Here is a 25356-nt window from a genome sequence, read left to right as displayed (position 1 = left end):
CGGGAGACGACAATGACCCAGAACTCCGTCCACCCTGCCGACGCCGGCCTGGTGCTGCCGCAGTACCGGCGCGACGACATCGACGCCCACCCGCCGCTGCTCAGTCCCGGCTACAAGTCGACAGTGGGGCGCGCGCCGAAGCAGCCGCTCACCTACCTGCCGCAGCGGCTGACCGAGATCACCGGGCCGCTCCTGGGGGAGGGTCGGCTCGGCGACCTCGACCACGACCTGACCCGGCAACACGACGGGGAGCCGCAGGGGCAGCGGATCATCGTGCACGGCCGGGTCCGGGACGGCGACGGGCAACCGGTGCCCCACACGCTCGTCGAGATCTGGCAGGCAAACGCCGCCGGCCGGTACCGCCACGCGAGCGACACCTGGCCTGCACCGCTCGACCCCCACTTCGAGGGGGTGGGCCGGGCGCTCACCGACGAGCGGGGGCGCTACCGGTTCATCACAGTGCAGCCCGGCGCCTACCCCTGGCGCAACCACGACAACGCCTGGCGGCCGGCGCACATCCACTTCTCTCTCTTCGGCCGCGCGTTCACCCAGCGCCTGGTGACGCAGATGTACTTCCCGGGTGACCCGCTCTTCTTCCAGGATCCGATCTTCAACTCGGTCCGCGACCCGGACGCCCGCAACCGGATGGTCGCCCGGTACGACCACGCCACGACGGTGCCGGAGTGGGCGCTGGCGTACGAGTTCGACATAGTGCTGCGGGGCCGGGCGAGCACTCCCTTCGAGGGCGAGGACGACGATGAGTGAGCGGTTGGGTGTGACGCCGGCGCAGACCGTCGGGCCGTACCTGCACATCGGTCTGCGCTGGCCCGACGGCCCGTACGCCGTCCCCGAGGGCACGCCCGGGGCGTTCTGGATCCGCGGCCGGATCCTCGACGGCGCCGGGGAGCCGGTTGTCGACGCGCTCGTGGAGAGCTGGCAGGCGGACCCGGACGGCCGTTTCGACCACCCGGACGACCCGCGCGGGGCACGACCGCCAGCGCTGGCGGGCTTCCGTGGCTTCGGGCGCAGCGAAACCGACGGGCAGGGGTGGTACGAGCTGCTGACCGTGAAGCCGGGGCCGCTGCCCGACCCGGACGGCGGCACCGAGGCACCCCACCTGGCCCTGTCGGTCCTCGGTCGAGGGCTGCTGCACCGTCTCGCGACCCGGCTCTACTTTCCCGACGAGCCGGCGGCGAACGGCGACGACCCCGTGCTGCGCAGCGTCGACGCCGACCGCCGGGGCACACTGATCGCCAGTCCCGCGCCGGACGGGCTCCGCTTCGACATCCGCCTCCAGGGTGACCGTGAGACAGTCTTCTTCGCCGTCTGACGGGCTGCTGAGCAGCCTCTCCGGCGCATCCGACGTCGACCTGGAACTCGGCGACGCGGCAGTGCTGCGGGCCCTGCTCGACGCGGAGGCCGCGCTCGTCCACGCCGCTGCGGACGCCGGTGTCCTACCCGCTACCGCGGCCGACGCGATAGTCGAGCAGTGCCGCGCCGAACGGTACGACGCGGCGTCCCTCGGCCGGGCGGCCGACGCCGCCGGCAACCCTGTCGTCCCGCTGGTGCGGGAGCTGACCGCAGCAGTGCCGGAGCACGCCCAGGGTTGGGTGCACATCGGCGCGACAAGCCAGGACATCCTCGACACCGCGCTGAGCCTGGTGGCCGTACGGGCGCTCGGACCGCTGCTGCGCCACCTCGACGCCGCAGTGGATGCCGCCGTCCGGCTCGCCGACACCCACCGGGACACCGTCCTGGTCGCCCGGACCCTCGGGCAGCAGGCGGCACCCACCACGTTCGGGCTCAAGGCCGCAGGCTGGATGACAGGCCTTGTCGACGTCCGGGACCGGCTCCGGCAGGCGGGTGCCGCCCAACCCGCGCAACTCGGCGGCGCGGTAGGCACCCTTGCCGCGCTCGGCCCGGCCGGCCCGGACATCGCCGAGCGGTTCGCCGCGCACCTGGGTCTACCAGCCAGCCCGCTGCCCTGGCACACCCGCAGGCAGCCCCGGCTCGACCTGGCCGCCGCCCTCGGTGGGCTCCTCGCGGCCACCGGCAAGGTCGCGCTCGACGTCGGGCTGCTGGCCCAGACCGAGATCGGCGAGGTCGCCGAGGGCGGGGCCGGGCGGGGCGGCTCCTCGGCGATGCCGCACAAGCACAACCCGGTGGACTCGGTGCTCATCGGCTCCGCCGCGCGGCGCGGTCCAGGCCTCGTCGCCACGCTGTTCGCCGCCGCCGTGCAGGAGCACGAACGGGCCGCCGGCGCGTGGCACGCCGAGTGGGAGCCCCTGCTCGACCTGCTGCACCTTGCCGGCGGCGCGGCCAGCCGGTGTGCGCGGATGCTGGCCGAGCTCCAGGTCCGCCCGGAGCGGATGCGCAGGAACCTCGATGCCACGGGTGGGCTCGTTCTCGCCGAGGCAGTCGCCGCGCGGCTGGCGCCCGCCCTCGGCCGCAGCGCCGCACACGACCTGGTCACCCGCGCCGCCGCCGCGCCCTCGTTCCGGGCGGCACTGCTCGCCGACCCGCAGGTTCGCGCCCACCTGTCCGAGGCGCAGGTCGACGAGGCGCTCGACCCGCACCACTGGCTCGGCTCGGCCGGCCGGTTCGTCGACAGCGCCCTGGCCGCCGTGCGAGGGCCGCAGACGTGACATCGCGACTACACAACTCTGAGGATGGTCCGGCCGCCGCGCCGGTGCTGCTGCTCGGCAGCTCCCTCGGCACCACGGGCGCGATGTGGGAGCCCCAGGTGGCGGCCCTCGCAAAGCGGTTCCGGGTCATCCGGTACGACCACCTGGGCCACGGCCGCTCGGCGGTGCCGTCCGGCCCGTACACGATGGATCTTCTGGGCCGTGAGGTGCTGCGGACGCTTGACGACCTCGACGTGCCGTGGGTCCACTACGCGGGCCTGTCCCTCGGCGGCATGGTCGGCATGTGGCTTGCCGTACACGCGCCCGACCGGGTGCGGCGGCTGGCGCTGCTCTGCACGTCGGCGTCGCTTGGCCCACCCGAGCAGTGGCGGGATCGGGCGGCGACGGTACGAGCCGCCGGGCTGGAGGCGGTCGCCGACGCTGTGGTGGCCCGCTGGTTCACTCCCGGCTTCGCCGCCGACCAACCGGGCGTGGTCGCCACCCACCGTGCCATGCTCACCGCGACGTCGCCCGCCGGTTACGCCGCGTCCTGTGAGGCGATAGCCACAATGGACCTGCGCCCCGATCTGGCCCGCATCGACGTGCCGACACTTGTCGTCGCGGGCGCCGACGACCCGGCCACCCCCGTGGAGCACGCGCGCGAGATCGTCGGGCGCATCCCCGGCGCCCGGCTGGCAGTGGTCGGCGCGGCGGCGCACCTGGCAAACGTCGAGCAACCCGAGCAGGTGAGCCGACTCCTGTTGGACCACTTCGACAAGAGACCGGGAGACCGATGAACGACAGGGAACGGCACGAGGCAGGCATGACGGTACGCCGGCAGGTGCTGGGCGACGCGCATGTCGACCGCGCGGTGGCCGGCACCGACGAGTTCACCGCCGACTTCCAGGACTTCATCACCCGCTACGCGTGGGGGGAGGTGTGGAGCCGGCCCGGCCTCGACCGACGTACCCGCAGTTGCATCACCCTCGCCGTGCTCGCCACCCTGCACCACGACGAGGAGTTGGCGATGCACGTCCGCGCCGCGCTGCGCAACGGACTGAGCCCGGCGGAGGTGGCGGAGGTCCTGCTCCAGGTCGGCGTCTACGCTGGCGTACCGGCGGCCAACCGGGCGTTCAAGGTGGCCCGGGAGGCCCTGCGGCAGGAGGCCGGGTGAGCGTACGCGCGGAGGCGACGAGATCGCCGGAGTTCGTCCAATCGCTGGAGCGCGGGCTCGCGGTGATCCGGGCGTTCGACGCCGACCACCCGCAGCTCACGCTCAGCGACGTGTCCCGCAGGACCGGGCTGACCCGGGCCGCCGCGCGCCGGTTCCTGCACACCCTGGTCGAGTTGGGCTACGTGCACACCGACGGCCGGCTCTTCTCGCTGCGGGCGCGGATCCTCGACCTCGGCTACGCGTACCTGTCGAGCCTGAGCCTGCCCGAGGTCGCGCAGCGGCACATGGAGGCGCTTGTCGCGCAGGTGCGCGAGTCCTGCTCGATGTCGGTGCTCGACGGCGACGAGGTTGTCTACGTGGCCCGCGTACCCACCAAGCGGATCATGACGGTGGGGATCAGCGTCGGCACACGTTTCCCCGCGTACGCCACGTCGATGGGCCGGGTGCTGCTCGCCGCGCAGCCGGCGGACTGGCTGGACGCCTACCTCGCCACGGCGGACCTGCGGCCGTTGACCCGGCGGACCATCACCGACCAGGCCAAGCTACGCGCCGTCCTGACGAAGATCGCCGCCCAGGGGTACGCGATAGTGGACCAGGAGTTGGAGGAGGGACTGCGGTCGCTCGCCGCGCCGATCCACGGCGAGAACGGGACGGTGATCGCCGCGGTGAACGTCTCCGCGCACGCCAGCCGCGGGTCGTTCGAGACGATCCGTCGGGACCTGCTCCCGCCGCTGCTGGCCGCCGCGAAGCGCATCGAGGAGGACGTCCGGGGCGGCCACACCCGGGCAGGTGCCGACCCGTCCGCCACCCACGTCGGCGGAGCGGGCCACCTGATTCGACAAGCCAGCCGATGAGCGAGGTCCGGCGGCGCGCGGGCCTGAACCGCGGCCGGCGGCAGCCGCTGCCCCTCGGTCAGACGGTGGCGTCCTGGACGGGCCGGACGCCGTTGACAGCCAGGTCGGCGGTGACCGGCGAGGGCTTGAAACCCTTGACGATCAGATAGACGCCGAGCGAGAACTCCCATACGGCGATGGGGAGGGCGGCGACCGCCGTCACCGGGGACAGCCGGTCCCAGAGGTCGAACAGGATGCCGAGGTCGGCGGCGACGAGCAGTGGCGCTCCGGCGAGCCCGAGCAGCGGCAGAACCCGTGGCACGAGGCGTGACTGGTACAGCAGGGAACCCAGCAGCAGGGCGTTCACGGCCGGCAGGAAGCTCTGGCTGAGCAGGAAGACCGAGTCGTAGAAGGCGACAAGCATCTGACCGGTGACGAGCGCGTCCGCTCCGGCGTCGGCCCGCCGCAGGGCCACGACCGTCAGGAGGCTCGCGACGCCGATGAAGATGCCTGCGGCTTCGAGAACCCGGGCGCCGACGAAACCCAGCGCACGGCCCTCACCCTGCCGCTTGAGCACCGGATACAGCGCGATGGCGGTGCCCATGCAGGCGAGGGCGACGATCACCTCGAGGGCGGCGCCCACGGCGACCGAGGTGTCCGACGTGGCGGTCACGATGAAGTCCGCCTCGCGCGCTGGCGCGTACAGGGAGAGAGTGGGGATCGAGACGAAGGTGAGCAGGTAGAACACGCCCGCGGTCAGCGAGGTCTTTCGCAGTGGATCCATCGGGGCACCTTCCCGTCGCTGCCGCTCAATCGATTGTGGTCATGCCGTCACCCTCCTGCGGATCGCGGCGGTCGCGAATCGCCCACTCGGACAATCCTCGCCGCGCCCGCCGAATCACCGCGGCGGCAGGAAAGCGCCAACGGCACGGGCAACCGGTATCCGTTCCCGGTGGCCCGTGCCGCGTTGTGGGGGCGCTAGCGGCTCATCACGTACGCCACCACGAGCGCCGCGACCAGCGCCAGCGCAGCCAGGACCGCCGCCGCGATCTTCGCCGCGCTGTACGGACGCTCACCGATGACCTCACCGGTCCGGGCGTTGACAAGAACCTGGTACGACTTGCCGGCGTGCAGGTACGCGGCGATCCACACCGGCAGCAGCATCAACTTGTACGCCACGTCCGAGTAGGCGGTGTCCACCGAGGAGACCCGCTGCTCGTCCCCGCCGATGTCCGACCGGCAGTCCCCCTCGATGACCGGTGCCATCCGCGACTTCGCCTCGACGAGCCCCGCCTCGGGCTCGGTGTCGTAGCGCAGCGCGTGATATCCGGCCAGGTAGTCGCTGTGGTAGGCGACCGCCTCGGTCAGCGGCCACGGGGCCAGCTCGTCGAGCTGCTTCGCCGGCAGGTGCGTGGTGGCGGGCACCAGCACGTCGTCGAAGTCCCGGCGGACGGTGCCGCTCGCCGGGTGCCACCGGGTGTGGCGCACCTGTCGGGTGCGCGTCTCCTGCCGGCCGTCCACAGTCACCGTGTACGTCTCGGTGACGTAGTAGTGCTCACCGCGCTGACCCTGGTAGTCCGACACGGTTCGCGCGTCGAACGTCCAGTGCGGCAGGTAGGTGCCCTTGAGGGTCTCCGCCTCGCTTACCTTCTTCAGGCTCCCCGGCGCGAACCAGCGGCTGCGGCACCAGGTGCCCAGGGCGGTGCGCACGCCCGCCCGGTCCACAGCGAACGGCAGCACCGCCTCCGGCGCGATCAACTCGCCGGTCACGTTCTCCGCCACAAGCGGGGTGGCGCAGAACTGGCAGCGCTTCGCGATAGCGTCGCTCTCGGTGTGAGCGCCGCAGGCCGGGCAGACGTACGCGTGCGCGGCGACGCTCGCCACCGGCTTGCGCGGCAGGCTCGCCAGTTCGTTGTACGCGTGCTCGCGCACCTCCCGGCCGGCACCGGCGACCTCCTGCCGGTACCCGCAGTACGGGCAGCTCAGCGCTGCCGCGCCCGGCGTGTACTCCACGCGTGCGCCACAGCCCCCGCACCCGTACGAGGGCGGGGAAACCGCAATCTCGCTCATGCCGGCACTCGCCTCCTCACTGCGGCGGCAGCGGTGGCGGGACGCTTGCCAGCACCGCCGCCAGCTCCGGCACCTGCCCGGCGGGCTGCCACTGGGCCATGCCGGCCTGCCAGACGAGCGTGTCCGGGCCCAACGTGCCCGCACCGACCTGCTCGGCCAGACCACCGAGGTCGTACGGGCCCTGCCGCTGCCCGGCGACGCCGACGTACCACTGCGCCTGGTTCGGTAGCGGCGGCGGCTCGGCGGCGGACGGCTGAGCGGGGGCCGGCTGCGCGGCGGCCGGTGCCGGCTGCGGCGCGCCCGAGCCGCCCGCCATCGCCCGGGACATCTGCTGGCCCATGGCCATGCCCATGCCCAGCCCGATGCCGGCGCCCGCCTCGCCGCCTGGGTTCTTGGCGGCGGCCTCCATGGCGTTGGCCGCCTGGAACTGGGTGTACCGGCCCAGGTCGCCGACCGCGCCCATGCTGGTTCGCTTGTCGAGCGCCTGCTCCACCTCTGGCGGCACGGAGACGTTCTCGATGACGAACTTGGGGATCGCGATACCGACCTCGGCCAGCTCCGCTGTCAACACGCCCGCGAGGCGGCGGCCGATCTCGTCCTGGTGCGCCGCCAGGTCCAGCAGCGGCACGCCCGCCGTGGCGAGCGCGTTGCCCAGTCGTCCCACGATGAGCTGCCGCAGGTATTCCTGCACCTCCTCGGTGCGGAACTGCGGGTCGGTGCCGACCAGTTCCCGCAGGAGCTGTGACGCGTCCACCACCCGGGCCGCGTACGCGCCGAACGCCCGCACGCGCACCACGCCGAACTCGGCGTCACGCAGGATGATCGGGTTCTGCGTGCCCCACTTCATGTCGGTGAACTGCCGGGTGTTGACGAAGTACACCTCGGCCTTGAACGGCGAGTTGAAGCCGTACTTCCAGCCCTTGAGCGTGGACAGGATGGGCATGTTCCGGGTTTCCAGCGTGTACGTTCCCGGAGGGAAGGCGTCGGCGATCTTCCCCTCGTTGACGAAGACCGCCGTCTGGGACTCCCGGACGACCAACTGGGCGCCCATCTTGATCTCGTTCTGGTACCGGGGGAACCGCCAGACGATCGTGTCCCGGCTGTCATCCAGCCACTCAACGATGTCGACGAGTTCGCCCCGGAGCTTGTCCATCAGCCCCATCGCACACCCTCCCGTCGGCGCCGAGGTCCGGCGTCGCGGCGACCATAGCAACCCCCCGCCACCTGCGAAAAGCGAGTCTTGGACACCGATTCGCCGCCGCCGATCGCCCTTTCGACCGGTGGCTGAGGGCCTCTTGCACCGAACGCACGGGTGGGTCGGCACTGGCGTACACCGGCCGGTGCAGACCTGGGCGGGTGGCGGTGGCCGATCGGTCAGGAGGCGTCGCCGGAGGGCTGTGCGCTGCCCGCGTTCGCTCAGGTGGCGTCGCCGGTCGTCGTCTCTGATCGGACGTACTCGCGGTACACGTTGTCCATGTCGGACAGACCTGCCGCGCCGTGTGCCCGGAGCCGGCTGGCCCCGGGCACACGTGTCGCTGTCGGTCAGGGGCTGGTGCAGGTGACGCCGCTGGGCGGCGTGGCGCCGTTGCCGGTGGCGGTGAATCCGAAGGTGGTGGAGGCGTTCGGGCCCAACGAGCCGTTGTAGGCGGCGTTCTGGACGCTGACGGTGCCGGTGGTGCCGGTGTTGACGCCGTTCCAGAGGCTGCTGATGGCCTGGCCGGAGGCCAGGCCCAGGCGGACGGTCCAGCCGTTGAGCGGGGCGGTGCTGGTGTTGGCCACGGTGACCTCAGCCTGGAAACCGCCGGGCCAGGTGTTCACGGTGCGGTAGGTGGCGGTGCAGACGCCCGGTTCGCCGGTGGGTGGCGGGGTGGTGGGTGGCGGGGTGGTGGGTGGCGGCGTGGTGGGCGGGGGCGTGGTGGGCGGCGTGGACGTGGGTGGCGGGCTCGTCGGCGGCGCGGTGGTGGGCGGCGGCGTGGTCTCGAACTGGGTGAAGAACCGCCAGATCTCCGCAGAGGTCCACGTCCGGGAGTCGTTCGGGCTGGACGACCCGTCGACAGGGCTCGGGGTGTGGTCGCCGTCGAAGGCCGCCCACTGCACCGGGTATCCGGCCCGGCAGCCGGAGTAGGTGGTGGTGATGTGAGTGAGGCTGCCTCGGCTCGGCTCGCGTGGGCTCTGCGCGGTGCAACCGTTGTTCCGGACGAACGTGTCCCGCAGCGATCGACCCATGGAGATGTTGAGGACGCTGTCGAAGGTGCCGTGGATGCCGAAGTAGGCGACGGGCTGGGTGCCGCCGTTGCATCCGCTGAGGTTCGCGCCGGAGATCACGGTGACCGCCCGGACGACGGTGGGTCGCGCGCAGGCCACCGCGTAGCTCATCGCCCCGCCGTAGCTCCAGCCGAGGGCGAAGCGCTGGGTCGTTTCGACGCAGAGGTCGTTCTCCACCTGCCGGGAGATGTCGTCGAAGAGGGTCAGGTCGCGGCCGTTGGTGTTGGCCCAGCCGTTGTCGATGCCCTGGGGCGCGACGAAGATCGTGCTGTTGTTCGACAGCGGCAGCAGACCGTAGTAGCCGGCCGAGGCGACGTTGTTCGCCGACCCGTTCAGCCAGTGGAAGCCGAAGATCAGCCGGTAGGGGCGGTTCCGGTCGTAGTTGTCCGGGATCCGCAGGATGTAGGTGCGGTTCTGCCCACTGCTGGAGATGGTGCGCGTCCCGCTGGTCAGCGTGGGCGCCTTGCCGCAGCCGGCGGTCGCCGCGAGCGTGCCGTTGGTCGCGGCCTCCGCCGTGGCGCCCAGTGCGCCGCTCAGCGCCGCGCCGGTGGTCGCCGCGAGGAGAACGGCCGCAGCGGCGATCGTTGACAACAGCTGTGTACGTTTGACCATTGCTTGCCTCCTTGCCCTTGTTCGTCTGGGCCGGTGGTGCGCACGACGTCGACCGAACGACCCGCCGGCTGTGTGCGGCTCGCCCGCCGTCGACGAGCCGGTTCGTGCCCGGGCTCTCCGTCGATGCGGGGGCGCCCGTACGGGCGGGGGGAGGCTGGGCATGTGGCCGGGTCGGAATCGCCCGACGGCCGCCTGCGGTCAGCCAACATCGGCGGAGCGGCCCGGACTTGTCGCCGACCGGCCAGGCGGCGCGGTGGTGGTGCCCACGAGCGCCCTGCCGATTGACTGGGGTGACGGGAGCGTGCCCTGCGCTCCCGCGCCGAAAGATAGCAGTTTATCGATAACATCTCCAGCCGTCGTCTTGCGGAAAGCAGGGTGACGGCTGCTGTCTCCCGGGGACGCGGCACCGCCTCGCCGAGCCGGTCCAGGGCATCCTGGCGGCACGTTCCTCCGCCGTAACTATCGCGCCGCCGACCGCAAATTCCAGAGGTGTGGTCGCCCGGACGCGTGTGAGCGCTCACAGGGCGTCGGGTCGCACACGGGGCGACCGGGGGAACCGCTGGAGCCCTTCATTCAGGCGGCTCGCCGTGAACAGGTTTGGTAACGATTCTGTGAACCGTGTGAACGCTTCCTACCTGCTAATCCCGCACTTCGAGAAGGGTTTCGGGCAAAGGTGCAGAGACGGCCCGTGAACACCGTTCACCCGCTTGTTCACTCTCGCTTAATCCTGTAGAACTCGGGGTGGGTCCGCTGGGCGGCCCGTCTCCCTCTGGTTCTAGGAGGACTACTCATGGCTCGTTCACACCGCTCGGGCGCCTCCTCGCCCGCGCTTTCCCGCCGCGGGGTTCTGCAGTTGGGCGGCAGCGTCGCGCTCCTTCTGGCCACCGGCGCCTGCGCTGCGGACAGTGGCAACAAGCCGAAGGACGGCGCGTCGGGCGGCCCCGCCGCCAAGACGTTGCGCATCGCTGTCTCGAGCTACCTGTCGAGCTGGGACCAGGACTTCGTCGGCTTCGACCTGACCGCGCTGATGCTCTACAAGAACGTCTTCCCGTACCTGATCGACTACGGGGTCACCACAGCCAGCGGCAGCCAGATCCTCGACACCCAGAACGTCACCCCGACGTTCGCCGAGTCGTTCGAGCCCGACGCCGAGCAGAAGGTGTGGACGCTCAAGCTGCGTCGCGGCGTGAAGTTCGCGAGCGGCAACGAGATGAAGGCCGCCGACGTGAAGTGGTCGAAGGACCGCGCGTTCGCCGCCCAGGCCAACGTGGCAGGCGTCTACCGCACCATCGGCCTCACGAGCGCCGACCAGGTCAAGGTCGTCGACGACTACACGGTCGAGTTCCACCAGGCGTTCCCCAGCGCCCTCACCCGGCAGATCCAGGCGATCTCGCTGTACGTCTTCGACTCCGTCGAGGCCAAGAAGCACGCCACCGCCGGCGACCCCTGGGCCAAGGAGTGGTTCGCGAAGAACCCGCCCACCGGCGGCTACTACAACGTCGCGAAGGCCACCCAGGGCCAGGAGATCGAGCTCAGCGCGAACACCGACTACCCGGGTCCCGACCCGGCCAAGACGCCGACCATCCGGATCTCGGTCGTGCCGGCCGCGTCCAACCAGCGGTTGCAACTGCAGGCCGGTGACGTCGACGTCGCCCTCGGCATCAGCCAGCGCGACATCCAGGACCTCAAGAAGACGCCTGGGATCAAGGTCATCTCGGCCCCCAGCAACCGCCAGGTCGCCATCCAGATGTCGGTCACCTCGGCGCCGTTCAACGACGTGAACGTCCGCAAGGCGCTCGCCTACGCCGTGCCCTACGAGCAGATCATCAGCAACGTGTACGGCGGTGACGCCCGCGCGGCCAAGAGCACGGTGCCGCTGGACATGCCAGGGCACGACGACAACGGCTACCCGTACGCCCACGACATCGACAAGGCCAAGGCCGCGATGGCCGCCGCCGGCCGCTCGTCGCTGGACTCCGAGCTGGTCTTCGAGTCCGACAACGAGGAGCAGCAGAAGATCGCCGTCCAGGTGCAGAGCGAGGCGGCGAAGGCGGGCATCAGGCTCAAGCTGACCCCGCTGGACCCCGCGACCCTCGGCGAGCGACGGACCAAGAAGAACATCCCGCTCCAGATCACCTCCGGGCAGCTCTGGGTCGACGACATCGAGTACATGCTCGCCACGAGCTTCGTGAAGGGCGCCAACCTCAACTACTCCAACTACAGCAACCCGGAGATCGAACAGATCTACGAGAAGTCGCACACCACAGTCGACACGGCTGCCCGTAACGCGCTCTGGAAGCGGGTCCAGGAGATCCTCGCCGCGGACGTGCCGTGGGTGGTCATCTGCCAGCCGAACTTCAACCTGCCCGTGCGGGAGTCCGTGGCCGGTTGGGTGCAGCCCATGGACGGTCTCGCCCGCCTGCGGTACCTGAGCGCGTCGGCCTAGGACGCCATCCGCTCATGCGTATCTTCCGGTTCGTCGTCAGGCGACTGCTCCAGCTGATCCCCGTTCTGCTCGGAGTGGTCGTCCTGGCGTTCCTCCTGGTCCGCGTGCTGCCGGGCGACCCGGTGCGCAGCATCCTCGGGCCGAACGCCAGCGCGGAGGACGCCGAAGCCGCCCGGGTCCGCTTCGGCCTGGACCAGTCGCTGTGGCAACAGTTCCTCGACTACCTCGGGGGGTTGGTCACCGGGGACTTCGGCACCTCCATCCAGAGCGGCAACTCCGTGGGTTCGGAGATGGCGCTACGGATCGGGCCCACCCTGGAACTCGTCGTCATCGCCGTGACCATCGCACTTGTGGTGGCGACTGTGCTCGGCGTCTGGTCGGCCCGACGGGCCAACCGGCTCGGCGACCACAGCGTCCGGATGTTCGCCCTGGCCGGCAACTCCGTACCCGAGTTCTGGCTCGGCCTGGTGCTGGTGCTCGTCGGCTACAGCATCCTCGGCTGGTTCCCGGCGCCCAACGGACGCGTCGACCCCGACACGAACCTCACGCCGATCACCGGCGCCGACCTCGTCGACGCCGTGCTCACCGCCAACGGACCGGCGTTCGCCTCCGCCGCGGCGTACCTGGCACTGCCAGTGCTGACCCTCGTCGTCGGCGTGGTCGCGCCGCTGCTGCGCAGCGTCCGGGCCTCCGCGCTGGAGGTGCTGCACTCCGAGTCGTACGCCGCGGCGCAGGCACACGGCCTGCGTGGCCGCACCCTGCACTACGGCTACCTGATGCGGGCGACGCTGGTCCGGCTGCCGTCGCTTGCCGCATTGGTCTTCGGCACCGCCATCGGCTCGACGGTGCTCGTTGAGTACGTGTACTCGTGGCAGGGCTTCGGCCAGTGGGCCCTGCGCGGTCTGCTCTACCGGGACTACCCGGTGGTGCAGGCGTCGGTGCTGGTCATCGCGTTGTGCTACGTGCTGGTGTTCCTCATCGCCGACGTGGTCCACGCGATCCTCGACCCGAGAGTGAGGCTCTGATGGCCGAGCTGCGCACCGCCGTCACCGGCGACTCCACGGCGCCCGTGGTCATCCCGGGTGGCGACCGGGACAGCCGTTTCGCACGGCGCCTGATCATTGCCGGCGCGACGATCCTGTCGGTGGTCGCGCTGGTGGCGGTGTTCGCGCCGCTGCTGAGCCCGTGGGGCGAGACCGAGATCGACCCGGCGAACACCCTTGTCGCCCCGGGTGGCAACCACCTGCTCGGCACCGACGGCAACGGCATGGACATCTGGAGCCGGATGCTCTACGCCGCCCGCCTGGACCTGGGCATCGCCCTGGCCGCGGTCGCGCTCGCCGTGGTCGTCGGCACCCTGCTCGGCCTGATCGCCGGCTACTTCGGCGGCTGGCTCGACGACGTGCTGATGCGGGTGGTCGACATCTTCCAGTCGTTCCCCACGTTCATCCTGGCGCTCGCCGTGGCAGCCCTGCTCGGCAACGGCACGATCAACCTCATCATCACGATCGCCGCGGTGAACGCCCCGGCGTACGCCCGGCTGGTCCGCGCCGAGGTGCGGTCGCTGCGCGAGTTGCCGTTCGTGGACGCCGCGATCACCTCCGGCGCCTCGCCGGTGGGCGTGCTGTGGCGGCACATACTGCCCAACAGCCTCACTCCCGTCCGGGTGATCGCGCCGCTGAACTGCGGCTGGGCGATGCTCACCCTGGCCGGGCTCTCCTTCCTCGGTCTGGGTGTGAGCATCCCCGAGGCGGAATGGGGTGCCATGATCAGCCTGGGCGCCGCAGACGTGGTCGGTGGACGGTGGTGGACCTCGGTCCCACCCGGCCTGGCCCTGTTCGTCTGCGTCCTCGGGTTCAGCCTGCTGGGCGAGGGCCTGCAGGACCGCGCGAACGCGAAGCGGCGGTGACCATGCTGTCCATCGAGAACCTTTCCGTGCTCATCCGCCGGCCCGGCCGGCAGGTGGCAGCGCTCAGCGACGTGAGCTTCAGTGTGCGACCGGGCGAGGTCGTCGGCCTGGTCGGTGAGAGCGGTGGTGGCAAGAGCATGGTGGCCCGCGCCATCGTCGGCCTGCTCCCCGGCGGCTCACACGCCACCGGGCAGGTGCTCTTCGACGGGTCGGACGTGCTGCGCATGGACGACACGGCGTTGGCCGCCCACCGAGGGCGGGGGGTGGCGATCTGCTTCCAGAACCCGCGCGGCGCACTCAGCCCCACCCGCACCATCGGCAAGCAGCTCGTCGACCGGCTCGCGACCCACCAGGAGATGTCCGGCGCCCAAGCTCGCGAGGCGGCGCGTGAGCTGTTCGAGGCGGTCGGCATCCGCAGCCCGCAGCGCCGGCTCGACGCGTACGCCCACGAGCTGTCCGGCGGCATGGCCCAACGGGTGATGATCTCGCTGGCCACCGGGTGTGCCCCCGATCTGCTGATCGCCGACGAGCCGACCACCGGCCTCGACGTGACGCTGACCCGGGAGATCCTGCGGCAGTTCCGGCACGCCGCCGACACCGACGGCCGGGGCGTGCTGCTGATCTCCCACGACCTTGCCTCCATCGCAGAGGTCTGCGACCGGGTGGTGGTGCTCTACGCCGGAACGGTCGTGGAGAGCGGCCCGGCCGAGCAGGTGTTGCGGGAGCCCGCGCACCCGTACACCAGGGCGTTGCTGCGCTCGGTGCCGGACGTCGGCGGACGGCCGGTCGTCGCCACCCCGGGCGCCATGCCCCTGCTCACCCAGGCACCGGAGAACTGCCCGTTCGTCGCCCGCTGCGCGCACGCCGACGGCACCTGTTCGTCACGGCGGCCGGCCACCAAGCCACTCGCCGGCGGCGGCGGGAACTGGTCCCTGGCCTGCTTCCACCCGCAGACCCGGCCGCTGGACGCCGGCGCGCCGTCGACGTCGCCCACAGCTGCCGAGGCCGGCGCGGAGCCGGCCGAGGCGGACCGCAAGGCGGCCGTGCTGGAGATCGACGACGCGCACGTGGTCTATCGCAGCCGGTTCGGCTCCGGCGGGCACCACGCGCTGCGGGGCATCACACTGCGGCTCGCACCGGGCGAGACGCTCGGCGTGGTGGGCGAGAGCGGCTGCGGCAAGAGCACGCTGGCCAAGCTCATCATGGGTCTGGTCGCGCCCACGTCCGGCACTGTCACCGTCGCCGGGCAGGCTTTGGTCAAGCAGCCGGGCCGGTCCCGACCCCGTGGGCGGGCGCTGCGGCGCGCGCGTACCCGTGCCCAGCTCGTCTTCCAGGACCCGATCGGCTCGCTGAGCCCGCGCCGCGCGGTCGGCGACTCCATCGCCGAGCCGCTGCGGGCCGCCGGCCTGTCCCCGGCGGAACGGAACGCGCGGGTCACCGCCGTGCTGGACCGCATGGAACTGGACCGTTCGATCCTCCAGCGGTACCCGCACGAGCTGTCCGGAGGCCAGGCGCAACGGATCGGCATCGCCCGTGCCCTGGTCGGTGAGCCGAATCTGATCGTCTTCGACGAGCCGACCTCGGCCCTGGACGTCACAGTGCAGGCGCAGATTCTCGCGGTGATCGCCGACGTGGCCGCCGACGCGGACCGCGCCTCGGTGTTCATCTCCCACGACCTGGCGACCGTCCGGGGCTTCGCCGACCGCGTCGTGGTGCTCTACCTCGGCCGGATCGTCGAGGAGGGACCGGTGGACGTCGTCTTCGACAACCCCCGGCACCCCTACACCCGGGCGCTGCTTGGCAGCGCACCCCGCCTCGGCGGGACGGCCGGATCCGACGGCCAGGCCGTTGAACTGGTCAAGGACCTCGAAGAAGCCGACGCTGCGACCGGGTGCCCGCTGGCCGCCCGGTGCCCGTTCGTCACCGACCGGTGCCGTGCGGAGCAGCAGGAGCTTCAGTCGTACGGCGAGAGCCGGGCCGCCTGCTGGCGCGTTCCCGAGCTCCCCGCCCTCATCGGAAGGCAGGCTGTCACACCATGACCCGTCGCCCCATCCGGCTCGCCGTCGACATTGGCGGCACCTTCGTGGACGCCATGGAACTCGACACGCGCACCAACCGGGTCCGCTTCCGCAAGGCGGCGACGACACCGGCCCGACCCGCGGACGGCGTGCTCGCCGCGATCACCGCGCTCGGCACCGACCTGTCCGAGGTGGAGTTGTTCATCCACGGCACCACCCTCGGGCTCAACGCGGTGCTGGAGCGCCGAGGTGGGCGCACCGGGATCATCACCAACGAGGGTTTCCGGGACATCTTCCTGATCGGTCGCGGCAACGTGCCCTCCGACCACATGTACGACTTCCAGTACCAGCGGCCCGAGAGCCTCGTGCAGCGCCGCTTCACCGCAGGCGTACGGGGCCGACTCGACTACCGGGGACGGGTCGTGGAGGAGCTGGACCCGGAGAGCGTCCGGGCCGCCGCCCGCACACTCGTTGTGGACCAGCAGGTCACCTCGATCGCCATCTGCTTCCTGCACTCGTTCCTCGACCCGAGCCACGAGCGGGAGGCCGCGCGCCTCATCCACGAGGAGTTCCCCGACGTCAGCCTGTCGCTGTCGACGGACATCGTGCGCGAGTACCGCGAGTACGAGCGGACGAGCACCACAGTGCTTGAGGCGTACATCCGGCCGATCTTCGAGCGCTACGTGGACGAGCTGGAGGCCGGGCTGGCCGAGCGCGGCTTCGACGGCCGCTTCCTGATCATGCGCTCCGGCGGCGGTTCGATGACCAGCGCGGTCGCCAAGACGGCACCCACCCACACAGTGCTCTCCGGCCCGGCCGGCGGCATCGTCGGCGCCGCCTACATCGCCTCCGAGTTGGGCCGCGACAACGTGCTCACATTCGACATTGGCGGCACCTCGCTTGACGCCTGCGTGATCGAGCGCGGCAATCCGGTCGCCGCGTACGAGGCGCAGCTGGAGCACTTCCCGCTGCTCATCCCGACGTACGACATCCGTACCATCGGCGCTGGAGGCGGCTCGATCGCCTGGCTGGACCACGGCCTGCTCAAGGTCGGTCCGCAGAGCGCCGGGGCCGACCCCGGCCCGGTCTGCTACGGCCGAGGTGGCACGAAGCCGACAGTCACCGACGCGGCAGTGGTGCTCGGCTACATGGACCCGGACCGCTTCCTCGCCGGCACCATGGGTCTGCGCGACGCCGAGGCGCGCGCGGCCATCAAGGAGCAGCTCGCCGAGCCGCTCGGCCTGACCGTGGAGAACGCGGCGGCCGGCGTGTTCGACGTGCTGCTGGCCCGCACCGTCGGCGCGGTCCGGCAGATCACCGTCGAGCGGGGTCACGACCCCCGGCAGTTCGCGCTGCTCGCGTTCGGCGGTGCCGGGCCGCTGCTCGCCCCGCTGCTGGCGCGGGAGATGGGCATCGGCGAGGTCATCGTGCCGTTCGCGCCGTCCGGTTTCTCCGCGTGGGGCATGCTGTCGGCCGATATCGTCAACGACTTCAGCCGCACCGTCATGGCCACCCTGGACGACGCGGACCTGACCGAGGTGGACCAGCTGTTCAAGGCGGTCGAGGCCGAGGCGGTGGCGTCGCTCGTGGCGCAGGGGGTGCCGGCCGGCGAGGCGGTGCTGGAGCGGCAGTTCGAGCTGCGCTACCTCGGCCAGGAGCACAGCCTCATGGTCACCGTCGGGCGCGAGTTGGACCGCGACGCGATCCGCGCCGCGTTCGACGAGACGCACCGCGGCCGGTACGGCCACACGATGGGCAACCCGTTGCAGATCCTCAACCTGCGGGTGCGTGGCATCGGCCGCACCGATCGGCCGGAGCTTCAGACCCGGCCGCGCGGCGACGGCGACCCGTCGCGGGCCCTGCTGAACCACCGGGACGCCTACGACTTCGGGCAGCAGGCTGTGGTGCCGTTCGCGGTCTACGACCGGGCCGGCCTGGAGCCGGGCGACACCTTCGACGGGCCGGCGCTTATCGACGAGGGCACCTCCACCACTGTGGTGCCCAGCGGCCAGCGCGTCACCGTCGACGACCACGGATACCTGCTCGTCACTCTGGAGGAAGCCGCATGACCACGCTGGACGGAGCCCAGGTCGAGGTCGTCCGCAGCTATCTGTTGTCGGCGGCCGAGGAGATGCGGGCCACGCTGATCCGTACCTCCTTCAACCCGGTCATCTACGAGGTGCACGACTTCGGCCTGTCGATGTACGACGCGGACCTGCGGTTGGTCGCCGAGGCCACCGGGCTGACGTTCTTCCTCGGCGCCAACGACTTCTCGCTGCGCAAGGGCGTGGAGTACGTGGGGCGGGAGAACCTGCACCGGGGTGACGTGGTGCTGCTCAACTACCCGTACTGGAACGCGGCGCACGCCTACGACGCCACGCTGTTCGCACCGGTCTTCCGGCCTGACCCGGCCGACCCGGACGCCGACGGCGATCTCGTCGGGTTCCTCTGCGTCCGCGCGCACTGGATGGACCTGGGGGCCAAGGACCCGGGTTACGTGCTCGACTCGACCGACATGCACCAGGAAGGGGTCATCTTCCCGGGCACGAAGGTGGTCTCCCGTGGCGAGCCGGTGCACGAGATCCACGAGCTGATCCGCTTCAACTCGCGGATGCCCGACGCGGTGCTCGGCGACCTGCACGCGCAGATCGCCGCGCTGCGCACCGGCGAGCGCCGGATGCTGGAGATCATCGAAAAGTTCGGCCGGACCACTGTGGACCAGGCCATCGACCGGATCATCGCCGACGGCGAGACCCGGGCCCGTGCCGCGCTGGCGACCCTGCCGCAGGGCACCTGGACCGCCGAGGACTGGGTGGACGACGACGGCATCACCGACGATCCGGTGAAGATGCGCGTCACCGTCACCGTCGCCGACGGACGCTTCATCGTGGACTTCGCCGGGTCGGCCGCCGCCACCCGCGGCCCGATCAACATGCCGTTCGGCGCGACCGAGGCGATCTGCAAGGTCGTCCTGAAATCGCTCACCTCGCCGGACGAGCCGTCGAACGCGGGCACCGTGGCGCCGTTGGAGGTGCGGGCCGAGCCGGGCAGCCTCTTCCACGCCGTCTACCCGCAGCCCACGTTCACGCTCTGGACCGGCATCGTCGCCGTGGAGTTGATCCTCAAGGCGTTGGCGCAGGGCATGCCGGACCGGTTGCCGGCCTCCAGCGGCGGCGACGTGCCCGGGTTCATGATGGTCGGCCTGCACCCGGACACCGGAAAGATGTTCGCGGTCAGCAACAACGACCTGGTGGGCTGGGGCGGCACGCCGCAGCACGACGGCATGGACGCCGCCACCCACGTCTCCGGCAGCACCGGCCGGGGCACCCCCATCGAGGTCATGGAAGCCAAGACGGGGATGTTCTTCGAGCGGTGGGAGATCCGGACGGACTCCGGTGGCGCCGGCCGGTTCCGGGGTGGTTGTGGCCTGCGGCGGGACATCCGCTTCCTGACCCCTGGCGAGTTCCTGACGGTGATCAAGAAGACGAAGAGCGCTCCGTGGGCCCTGGAGGGCGGCGAGCAGCCCGAGCCGAACCAGGTGGTGGTCTTCCCCGGCACCGATCGGGAACACCGGGTGAGCACCAAGCGTACGACCGTGGCGGTGGGGGACCGGGTGACGTTGTTGACCGCCGGTGGTGGCGGGCATGGTGACCCGGGGAGTCGGGATCCGGAGGCGGTCCGGCGGGACGTGGCCGAGGGCTACGTCTCACCGGAGGTGGCCCGGGAGGTCTACGGAGTGGACGTCGATGGGTGAACCCACCGGGGCGACCGTCGAGGTCGTCCGCAGCCATCTCGTCTCGGCCGCCGAGGAGATGCGCGCCGCGCTGGTGCGCACCGCCTTCAACCCGGTCATCTACGAGGTGTACGACTTCGGCATCTCCATCTACGACCGGGAGCTGAGGCTGGTCGCGGAGTCGACAGGGCTGTCCCGCTTCCTCGGCGCCAACGACTACTCGCTGCGCAAGGGCGTGGAGTACGTGGGCAGGGAGAACCTGCACCGCGGCGACGTGGTGCTGCTCAACTACCCGTACTGGAACGCGGCGCACACCTACGACGCGACCCTGTTCGCGCCAGTCGTCCTGCCCGACAGCGACGAGCTGGTCGGCTTCCTGTGCATCCGCGCGCACTGGATGGACCTGGGCGCCAAGGACCCCGGCTACGTGCTCGACTCCACCGACATGCACCAGGAGGGGATCGTCTTCCCCGGCACGAAGGTGTATTCCCGTGGCGAGCCGGTGCACGAGATCCACGAGCTGATCCGTTTCAACTCGCGCATGCCGGAACTCGTCATCGGTGACCTCAACGCGCAGATCGCGGCGCTGCGTACCGGCGAGCGGCGGGTGACCGAGCTGTACCAGCACTACGGCACGCCCGTTGTGGACGCGGTGGTCGACCAGGTGATCCGCCACGCTGCCCACCGCGCCACGGAGGCGGTCGCCGCGCTGCCGCAGGGCAGTTGGACCGCCGAGGACTGGCTCGACGACGACGGTGTCACCGACACCCCGATCCGGATGCGGGTCACCGTCACCGTCGCCGACGGCGAGTTCACTGTGGACTTCACCGGTTCGTCACCCGCGGTGCCCGGGCCGGTGAACCTGCCGCTGGGCGCCACCATCGCCACCTGCCGGGTCGCGTTCAAGGGCGTCACCACCCCTGGGGAGCAGACAAACGCCGGGCACTTCGCGCCCCTTCGGGTACGCGCCGAGCCCGGGTCGCTGTTCCACGCGCAGTACCCCGCCGCCACGTTCACCCAGTGGACCGGAACTGTCGCCCTGGAGCTGATCCTCAAGGCGTTGGCGCAGGGCATGCCGGACCGGCTGGCGGCCTCCAGTGGCGGCGACGTACCCGGGTTCATGATGGTCGGCCAGCACCCGGACACCGGCCAGCTCTTCGCGGTCAGCAACAACGACCCAGTGGGTTGGGGCGGCACGCCGCAGCACGACGGCATCGGCCCGGCGAACCACCTCTGCCAGACCCAGGCGCGCAACACACCCGTCGAGGTGCTCGAGGCGAAGACGGGGATGTTCTTCGAACGGGTGGAGATCCGGACGGACTCCGGTGGCGCGGGTCGTTTCCGGGGTGGTTGTGGGTTGCGGCGGGACATCCGGTTCGCGACGCCCGGTGAGTTCCTGACGGTGATCAAGAAGACGAAGAGCGCGCCGTGGGCGTTGGCCGGTGGGGTACAGCCGGAGCCGAACCAGGTGGTGGTGTTCCCGGGCACGGATCGGGAGCACCGGGTGAGCACCAAGCGTACGAGCGTGGCGGTGGGGGACCGGGTGACGTTGTTGACCGCCGGTGGCGGTGGGCACGGTGACCCGGGGAGTCGGGATCCGGAGGCGGTCCGGCGGGACGTGGCCGAGGGCTACGTCTCAGCGCGGTCCGCCCGAGACATATATGGAGTGATCGCGTGAGTGCCGCCTATTCGCCCGAGCCGTCGAGCCTGCTGCTCGGCAACTGCACAGTTCTGGACGCCCGCGTCGTGGACGGGATGGAGCCCGTCACCGATGCCGGGGTGTGGATCCGCGGCGACCGGATCGCCGCCGTCGGCCGGTACGCGGAGGTGGCCGCCGAGGCGCGGGCCGCCGGCGCACTGACCAACGTGGACCTCGACGGGGCGTACGTGACCCCCGGCCTGGTAAACATGCACACCCATTTCTCGCTGTCGCTGCCCGGCTCCGGGGGCGACAACGTCAAGGGCATGGGCCCGTACGACCTCGCCCACTACATGGCCAACGGAGCGCGGCGCACGCTGCGCTCCGGTGTGACCACGGTGCGCTGTGTGGCGGAGAAGGACCACGCCGACTTCGCCCTGCGGCGGGCCATCAACGCCGGACGTACCGCCGGTCCCCGCATCTACACCGCCGGTCGGGCGCTGGTCTGCACGGGCGGGCACGGCCACGAGAGCAACGACACCCTCGAATGTGACGGCCCTGTCGGCTTCCGTCAGGGCGTACGCAGCCAGATCAAGGCCGGCGCGGACCTGATCAAGGTGATGATCTCCGGTGGCATCGCCGGTGAGCACGAGCGCATCAGCACGCCCCAGCTCTTCACCGACGAGATGACCGCGGTGATCGAGACCGCCCACGCGTGGGGCCGCAAGGTGACGGCGCACGCCGGTCCGGCCGACGTGATCGGCGCGGCCGTGGAGCTGGGACTGGACTGTGTGGAGCACGGCTACCAGCTCACCCCGGAGGTGGCGGCGCGGATGGCCGAGCGCGGCACCGCGCTCGTGCCGACGCTGCTGGTGACCCGGTGCAAGGAGTTCTTCGACGAACTCGGCGTGCCGGAGTGGATGCAGTGCCGCTCGCTCGGCGCCGGCCCCCGGCACCTGGAGAGCTTCGACATGGCAATCGCCGCCGGGGTCGAGGTGCTCCTCGGCAGCGACATGCCCCCGTTCTGGGAGTTCGAGGGCACCACCGCCTCGGTGCGGGAGTTGGAGTACATGTCCGAGCGGATCGGGACCGCGCGGGCGATTCACGCCGGCACGCGCGGCCCCATCCGCTGGCTCGGCGCGGAGTCCGACCTCGGCACCGTCGAGGTCGGCAAGCTTGCCGACCTGATCGCGATGGACGCCGACCCGCTGGCCGACACCTCGGCCTTCCGGGACGTGCGGTGGGTGATGAAGGGCGGACAGATCGTCCGCGACGACCAGAACCAGGAGGACGTGCGATGACGTTCGTGGAAGCAGGCGCGGCGGCGATCGCCGCTGGCATCGATGACATGTACGACGCGTTCCTCGCCGGGGACACCGAGCGCTTCGACACGCACCTGCACGCCGAGGTGACCACCTGGGAGACGCACCTTCCCGGGCCGCTGCGTACCCGTGCCGAGTTGAACGAGTACCGCGAGCAGCGCGACGCCGCAGGCCACCGGCCCCGGTTGGCGGTGCTCGCCGCGCGGGACAAGCGCATCGACGTGTGGGACGACTTCGGCGTCGCCCGGTACGTGCTGGTCTCCCAGCTGGGCGCTGCCGACGAACCGGAGTTCACCCGGGTCACCGACGTGCTGCGCCGGATCGACGGCCGCTGGGTGATCGTGCACCACCACGCCGAGTTGGTACGGGATCCGGTGGTCGCGGCATGATCCGGCGGCTGGTCGCCGAGCGGACCGGCGAGCCGGCGGACGTGCTGTCGGTGGCCGAACTGCCCGACGACCCGCCGCCGGGCCCCGGTGAGGTACGGCTCGCCGTGCGCACGGTCGGCCTGAACTTCCTCGACGTCCTGCTGTGCCGGGGCGAGTACCCGGTGCGGCCGGACCCGCCCATGACGCCCGGCGTGGAGGCGGCCGGGCGGGTCGTCGCCACCGGCGCCGGTGCCGAGCAACTGCTGGGTCAGGAGGTCGTGGCCTGCCCGACGTTGCCGCGCGGCGCGCTCGGGACGACAGTGACTGTGGACGCCGCGGTGGTCGTGCCGCGGCCGTACACGGTCGACCCGGTGACGGCGGCGGCGCTGCCCGTCACCTACCAGACGGCGTGGTTCGCGCTGGAGCGGGCCGGCCTCACGGCCGGGCAGACGGTGCTCGTGCACGCCGGCGCGGGCGGTGTCGGCATCGCCGCCATCCAGCTCGCCGTGGCCCGTGGCGCGCGGGTGTTCGCCACCGCCGGTGGCCCGGCCAAGACGGCGATCTGCCGCGACCACGGCGCGGCGCTCGCCGTCGACTACGCCTCGGAGGACTTCGTGGCGGCCGTGCTCAAGGCCACCGACGGCCGGGGCGTGGACGTCGTCGTGGACCCGGTGGGCGGTGACGTGTTCGCCAGGTCCTGGGAGTGCCTCGCGTTCGAGGGTCGTCTTGTCGCGGTGGGAACGGCAGGTGGAGCACCTCCACCTGCCGACCCGGTCCGGTTGATGGCGGCGAACGCGACACTGATCGGCCTGTCCTGGGGCTCCCGGTACCCGTGGCAGCGCGCCTCGGCGGTCGAGGCCGCCTACCAGGAGTTGTTCGACATGTGCGCGTCCGGCGCGGTCCGGCCGCCGGTCAGCCGGGTCGTCCCGCTGGACGAGGTGCCGGCGGCACTTACCGAACTGGCCGCCCGACGGACCACCGGCAAGATCATCGTACGGATCGACGAGGGGGAGGAACCGTGAGCCACAGCGCCGACGGCGACATGGAGATCTACGACCTGAAGGTGACAGTCGACCGGATCGAGGGTCGGTCGGTGTGCGGCATGGACGTGGGCGACTACTTCGAACTGACGAACAGCGCGCATCTGCGGCTGCCCGAGGGAAAGCACTTCTGCGTGTACGCGCTCGCGTCGGTGCTTCCCTTCCTCGCCGCGAAGCAGCGCGACCTGGCGGAGGGGGACTGGCTGGCCCAGGACTCCCACTTCATCTGCCCCGACCCGGAGGAGCGACTCGTCATGAAGGTGGAACGGACCTGCCGGCGCACGATGAACTCGGCGGACCTGACATGACCGTCGAGATCGGACTCGGCCTCCAGAGCGACAAGCCCGCCGGCGCGTACGCCCGGCTGGCCCGCGCCGCCGAGTCGCACGGCTTCGACGTGCTTACCGTCTTCGGTGATCTCATGTACCAGCCGCCGATCTTCCCGCTGCTGGAGATGGCGCAGGCGACGAGCCGGGTACGCCTCGGCGCGGCCTGCCTGAACCCGTACTCGATGGCACCGTACGAGATCGCCGGTCAGCTCGCGGCGCTTGATCTGGCCTCGCACGGCCGGGCGTACCTGGGGCTGGCCCGCGGGACCTGGTTGGGTGCGGTCGGGCTGCCGCAGCAGCGGCCGCTGACAACGATCGAGGAGGCCGTCGAGGTCGTCTACCGCCTGTTGCGGGGCGATCGGACAGGTTTCACCGGCAAGGTCTTCTCGCTGGCGCCCGACACCGCTCTGCGCTACGCCGTGCAGCGGTCCAACCCGCCGCTGCTGCTCGGGGCGTGGGGTCCGCAGGGCGCGGCCGTCGCCGGACGGATCGCCGACGAGATCAAGGTGGGCGGCAGCGCCAATCCCGACATGGTCGCGGTGATCCGTGAACGGGTCCGGGTGGGGGCGGAGAAGGCCGGGCGCGACGTCGACGACATCGGTATCGTGCTGGGCGCCGTGACGGTGGTCGACACCGACGGCGAGGCGGCGCGCGCCAAGGCCCGTACCGAGGTGGCGATGTACCTGGCGGTCGTGGCGGAACTCGACCCGACGGTGGCGCTTCCCGACGGCCTTGTGGAGCGGGTCGGCGCTCTCGTCGACGCGGGCGAGGACGAGGCGGCGGGCCGGCTCATCCCGGACGACGTGCTCGACCGGTTCGCCTTCTCCGGCACGCCGGAGCAGGTCGCCGCGCAGGCCCAGGCGCTCATCGACGCGGGCGTGCGCCGGGTCGAGTTCGGCACGCCGCACGGCCTGACCGACGAGCGCGGCGTGGACCTGCTCGGTTCCGCCGTCCTGCCCCTGCTGCGCAGGTGA

General features: G+C 71.2%; 22 protein-coding genes. 18 read left to right on the top strand and 4 right to left on the bottom strand.

Annotated elements, in window-relative coordinates:
- Window positions 1-12: 12 nt before the first annotated feature.
- From pcaH to ACLQ23_RS09570, 6 genes are read left to right on the top strand one after another with little or no spacing between them, the layout of a single operon-like run.
- Window positions 13-765, top strand: coding sequence for a protocatechuate 3,4-dioxygenase subunit beta (pcaH, locus tag ACLQ23_RS09595; RefSeq protein ID WP_355628756.1), 753 nt, complete (start codon window positions 13-15; stop codon window positions 763-765).
- Window positions 758-1330 (top strand): protocatechuate 3,4-dioxygenase subunit alpha, encoded by a 573-nt coding sequence (gene pcaG, locus ACLQ23_RS09590; RefSeq protein ID WP_425880547.1) that lies wholly within the window; start codon window positions 758-760, stop codon window positions 1328-1330. The genes pcaH and pcaG overlap by 8 nt, the downstream gene beginning before the upstream one ends.
- Window positions 1305-2645 carry a 3-carboxy-cis,cis-muconate cycloisomerase gene (gene pcaB, locus ACLQ23_RS09585; protein ID WP_355628762.1) on the top strand — a complete coding sequence of 447 codons (1341 nt, stop codon included), beginning with the start codon at window positions 1305-1307 and terminating at the stop codon, window positions 2643-2645. The genes pcaG and pcaB overlap by 26 nt, the downstream gene beginning before the upstream one ends.
- Window positions 2642-3421: a 3-oxoadipate enol-lactonase gene (pcaD, locus tag ACLQ23_RS09580; protein WP_425880546.1), complete on the top strand. Its 780-nt coding sequence runs from the start codon at window positions 2642-2644 to the stop codon at window positions 3419-3421. The genes pcaB and pcaD overlap by 4 nt, the downstream gene beginning before the upstream one ends.
- The gene (gene pcaC / locus ACLQ23_RS09575; protein ID WP_355596229.1) at window positions 3418-3798 is read left to right on the top strand and encodes a 4-carboxymuconolactone decarboxylase; all 381 of its coding nucleotides are present in this window, start codon (window positions 3418-3420) and stop codon (window positions 3796-3798) included. The genes pcaD and pcaC overlap by 4 nt, the downstream gene beginning before the upstream one ends.
- Window positions 3795-4652 carry an IclR family transcriptional regulator gene (locus ACLQ23_RS09570; RefSeq protein ID WP_355628765.1) on the top strand — a complete coding sequence of 286 codons (858 nt, stop codon included), beginning with the start codon at window positions 3795-3797 and terminating at the stop codon, window positions 4650-4652. The genes pcaC and ACLQ23_RS09570 overlap by 4 nt, the downstream gene beginning before the upstream one ends.
- Window positions 4653-4710: 58 nt before the next feature.
- Here the strand turns inward: ACLQ23_RS09570 and ACLQ23_RS09565 are convergent, their stop codons facing one another.
- The 4 genes from ACLQ23_RS09565 to ACLQ23_RS09550 form a co-directional block, all read right to left on the bottom strand.
- Window positions 4711-5415 (bottom strand): DUF4386 domain-containing protein, encoded by a 705-nt coding sequence (locus ACLQ23_RS09565; protein ID WP_355596225.1) that lies wholly within the window; start codon window positions 5413-5415, stop codon window positions 4711-4713.
- Window positions 5416-5609: 194 nt separating this feature from the next.
- Window positions 5610-6644: a hypothetical protein gene (locus ACLQ23_RS09560; protein WP_425880545.1), complete on the bottom strand. Its 1035-nt coding sequence runs from the start codon at window positions 6642-6644 to the stop codon at window positions 5610-5612.
- A 73-nt stretch (window positions 6645-6717) separates the two neighbouring features.
- A complete protein-coding gene (locus ACLQ23_RS09555; RefSeq protein WP_425880544.1) occupies window positions 6718-7854 on the bottom strand; it encodes an SPFH domain-containing protein in 1137 nt (378 codons plus the stop codon).
- Window positions 7855-8243: 389 nt separating this feature from the next.
- Complete coding sequence (locus tag ACLQ23_RS09550) at window positions 8244-9578, bottom strand: cellulose binding domain-containing protein (protein ID WP_355596219.1); 1335 nt, start codon at window positions 9576-9578, stop codon at window positions 8244-8246.
- Window positions 9579-10368: 790 nt separating this feature from the next.
- Between ACLQ23_RS09550 and ACLQ23_RS09545 the strand changes: the two genes are divergently transcribed.
- Genes ACLQ23_RS09545 through ACLQ23_RS09490 form a run of 12 tightly spaced genes read left to right on the top strand, consistent with a single transcriptional unit; the run spans window position 10369 to window position 25356 of the window.
- A complete protein-coding gene (locus ACLQ23_RS09545; protein ID WP_355596217.1) occupies window positions 10369-12024 on the top strand; it encodes an ABC transporter substrate-binding protein in 1656 nt (551 codons plus the stop codon).
- Window positions 12025-12038: 14 nt separating this feature from the next.
- Window positions 12039-13049 carry an ABC transporter permease gene (locus ACLQ23_RS09540; protein ID WP_355596215.1) on the top strand — a complete coding sequence of 337 codons (1011 nt, stop codon included), beginning with the start codon at window positions 12039-12041 and terminating at the stop codon, window positions 13047-13049.
- Window positions 13049-13933 (top strand): ABC transporter permease, encoded by an 885-nt coding sequence (locus ACLQ23_RS09535; protein ID WP_355596213.1) that lies wholly within the window; start codon window positions 13049-13051, stop codon window positions 13931-13933. The genes ACLQ23_RS09540 and ACLQ23_RS09535 overlap by 1 nt, the downstream gene beginning before the upstream one ends.
- Window positions 13934-13935: 2 nt before the next feature.
- On the top strand, window positions 13936-15972 hold the full coding sequence (locus ACLQ23_RS09530; RefSeq protein WP_425880592.1) for a dipeptide ABC transporter ATP-binding protein: 2037 nt from the start codon (window positions 13936-13938) through the stop codon (window positions 15970-15972).
- Complete coding sequence (locus ACLQ23_RS09525) at window positions 15969-18020, top strand: hydantoinase/oxoprolinase family protein (RefSeq protein ID WP_355596211.1); 2052 nt, start codon at window positions 15969-15971, stop codon at window positions 18018-18020. The genes ACLQ23_RS09530 and ACLQ23_RS09525 overlap by 4 nt, the downstream gene beginning before the upstream one ends.
- A complete protein-coding gene (locus ACLQ23_RS09520) occupies window positions 18017-19705 on the top strand; it encodes a hydantoinase B/oxoprolinase family protein (protein ID WP_355596209.1) in 1689 nt (562 codons plus the stop codon). The genes ACLQ23_RS09525 and ACLQ23_RS09520 overlap by 4 nt, the downstream gene beginning before the upstream one ends.
- Window positions 19698-21362 carry a hydantoinase B/oxoprolinase family protein gene (locus ACLQ23_RS09515; RefSeq protein WP_355628770.1) on the top strand — a complete coding sequence of 555 codons (1665 nt, stop codon included), beginning with the start codon at window positions 19698-19700 and terminating at the stop codon, window positions 21360-21362. Before ACLQ23_RS09520 ends, ACLQ23_RS09515 begins: the two co-directional genes overlap by 8 nt.
- A complete protein-coding gene (locus ACLQ23_RS09510) occupies window positions 21359-22624 on the top strand; it encodes an amidohydrolase family protein (RefSeq protein WP_355596205.1) in 1266 nt (421 codons plus the stop codon). The genes ACLQ23_RS09515 and ACLQ23_RS09510 overlap by 4 nt, the downstream gene beginning before the upstream one ends.
- Window positions 22621-23034, top strand: coding sequence for a nuclear transport factor 2 family protein (locus ACLQ23_RS09505; RefSeq protein WP_425880543.1), 414 nt, complete (start codon window positions 22621-22623; stop codon window positions 23032-23034). Before ACLQ23_RS09510 ends, ACLQ23_RS09505 begins: the two co-directional genes overlap by 4 nt.
- A complete protein-coding gene (locus ACLQ23_RS09500; protein WP_425880542.1) occupies window positions 23031-24035 on the top strand; it encodes a zinc-binding dehydrogenase in 1005 nt (334 codons plus the stop codon). Before ACLQ23_RS09505 ends, ACLQ23_RS09500 begins: the two co-directional genes overlap by 4 nt.
- The gene (locus ACLQ23_RS09495) at window positions 24032-24361 is read left to right on the top strand and encodes a TIGR04076 family protein (protein WP_355596200.1); all 330 of its coding nucleotides are present in this window, start codon (window positions 24032-24034) and stop codon (window positions 24359-24361) included. The genes ACLQ23_RS09500 and ACLQ23_RS09495 overlap by 4 nt, the downstream gene beginning before the upstream one ends.
- Window positions 24358-25356, top strand: coding sequence for an LLM class flavin-dependent oxidoreductase (locus ACLQ23_RS09490; RefSeq protein ID WP_425880541.1), 999 nt, complete (start codon window positions 24358-24360; stop codon window positions 25354-25356). The genes ACLQ23_RS09495 and ACLQ23_RS09490 overlap by 4 nt, the downstream gene beginning before the upstream one ends.

Origin of the sequence: Micromonospora sp. DT41, assembly GCF_049841715.1 — a bacterium.
Classification (GTDB): domain Bacteria; phylum Actinomycetota; class Actinomycetes; order Mycobacteriales; family Micromonosporaceae; genus Micromonospora; species Micromonospora profundi.
This window is presented reverse-complemented; position numbering and strand designations above follow the sequence as displayed.

What these genes read in the sequence shown, in the direction of transcription:
- ACLQ23_RS09550 (WP_355596219.1), bottom strand. Translation starts at nt 9,578, where the DNA reads ATGGTCAAACGTACACAGCTGTTGTCAACGATCGCCGCTGCGGCCGTT.
- ACLQ23_RS09530 (WP_425880592.1), top strand. Translation starts at nt 13,936, where the DNA reads ATGCTGTCCATCGAGAACCTTTCCGTGCTCATCCGCCGGCCCGGCCGG.
- ACLQ23_RS09515 (WP_355628770.1), top strand. Translation starts at nt 19,698, where the DNA reads ATGGGTGAACCCACCGGGGCGACCGTCGAGGTCGTCCGCAGCCATCTC.
- ACLQ23_RS09555 (WP_425880544.1), bottom strand. Translation starts at nt 7,854, where the DNA reads ATGGACAAGCTCCGGGGCGAACTCGTCGACATCGTTGAGTGGCTGGAT.
- pcaH (WP_355628756.1), top strand. Translation starts at nt 13, where the DNA reads ATGACCCAGAACTCCGTCCACCCTGCCGACGCCGGCCTGGTGCTGCCG.
- ACLQ23_RS09535 (WP_355596213.1), top strand. Translation starts at nt 13,049, where the DNA reads ATGGCCGAGCTGCGCACCGCCGTCACCGGCGACTCCACGGCGCCCGTG.
- ACLQ23_RS09520 (WP_355596209.1), top strand. Translation starts at nt 18,017, where the DNA reads ATGACCACGCTGGACGGAGCCCAGGTCGAGGTCGTCCGCAGCTATCTG.
- ACLQ23_RS09525 (WP_355596211.1), top strand. Translation starts at nt 15,969, where the DNA reads ATGACCCGTCGCCCCATCCGGCTCGCCGTCGACATTGGCGGCACCTTC.
- ACLQ23_RS09505 (WP_425880543.1), top strand. Translation starts at nt 22,621, where the DNA reads ATGACGTTCGTGGAAGCAGGCGCGGCGGCGATCGCCGCTGGCATCGAT.
- ACLQ23_RS09490 (WP_425880541.1), top strand. Translation starts at nt 24,358, where the DNA reads ATGACCGTCGAGATCGGACTCGGCCTCCAGAGCGACAAGCCCGCCGGC.
- pcaC (WP_355596229.1), top strand. Translation starts at nt 3,418, where the DNA reads ATGAACGACAGGGAACGGCACGAGGCAGGCATGACGGTACGCCGGCAG.
- ACLQ23_RS09540 (WP_355596215.1), top strand. Translation starts at nt 12,039, where the DNA reads ATGCGTATCTTCCGGTTCGTCGTCAGGCGACTGCTCCAGCTGATCCCC.
- pcaG (WP_425880547.1), top strand. Translation starts at nt 758, where the DNA reads ATGAGTGAGCGGTTGGGTGTGACGCCGGCGCAGACCGTCGGGCCGTAC.
- ACLQ23_RS09565 (WP_355596225.1), bottom strand. Translation starts at nt 5,415, where the DNA reads ATGGATCCACTGCGAAAGACCTCGCTGACCGCGGGCGTGTTCTACCTG.
- ACLQ23_RS09545 (WP_355596217.1), top strand. Translation starts at nt 10,369, where the DNA reads ATGGCTCGTTCACACCGCTCGGGCGCCTCCTCGCCCGCGCTTTCCCGC.
- ACLQ23_RS09500 (WP_425880542.1), top strand. Translation starts at nt 23,031, where the DNA reads ATGATCCGGCGGCTGGTCGCCGAGCGGACCGGCGAGCCGGCGGACGTG.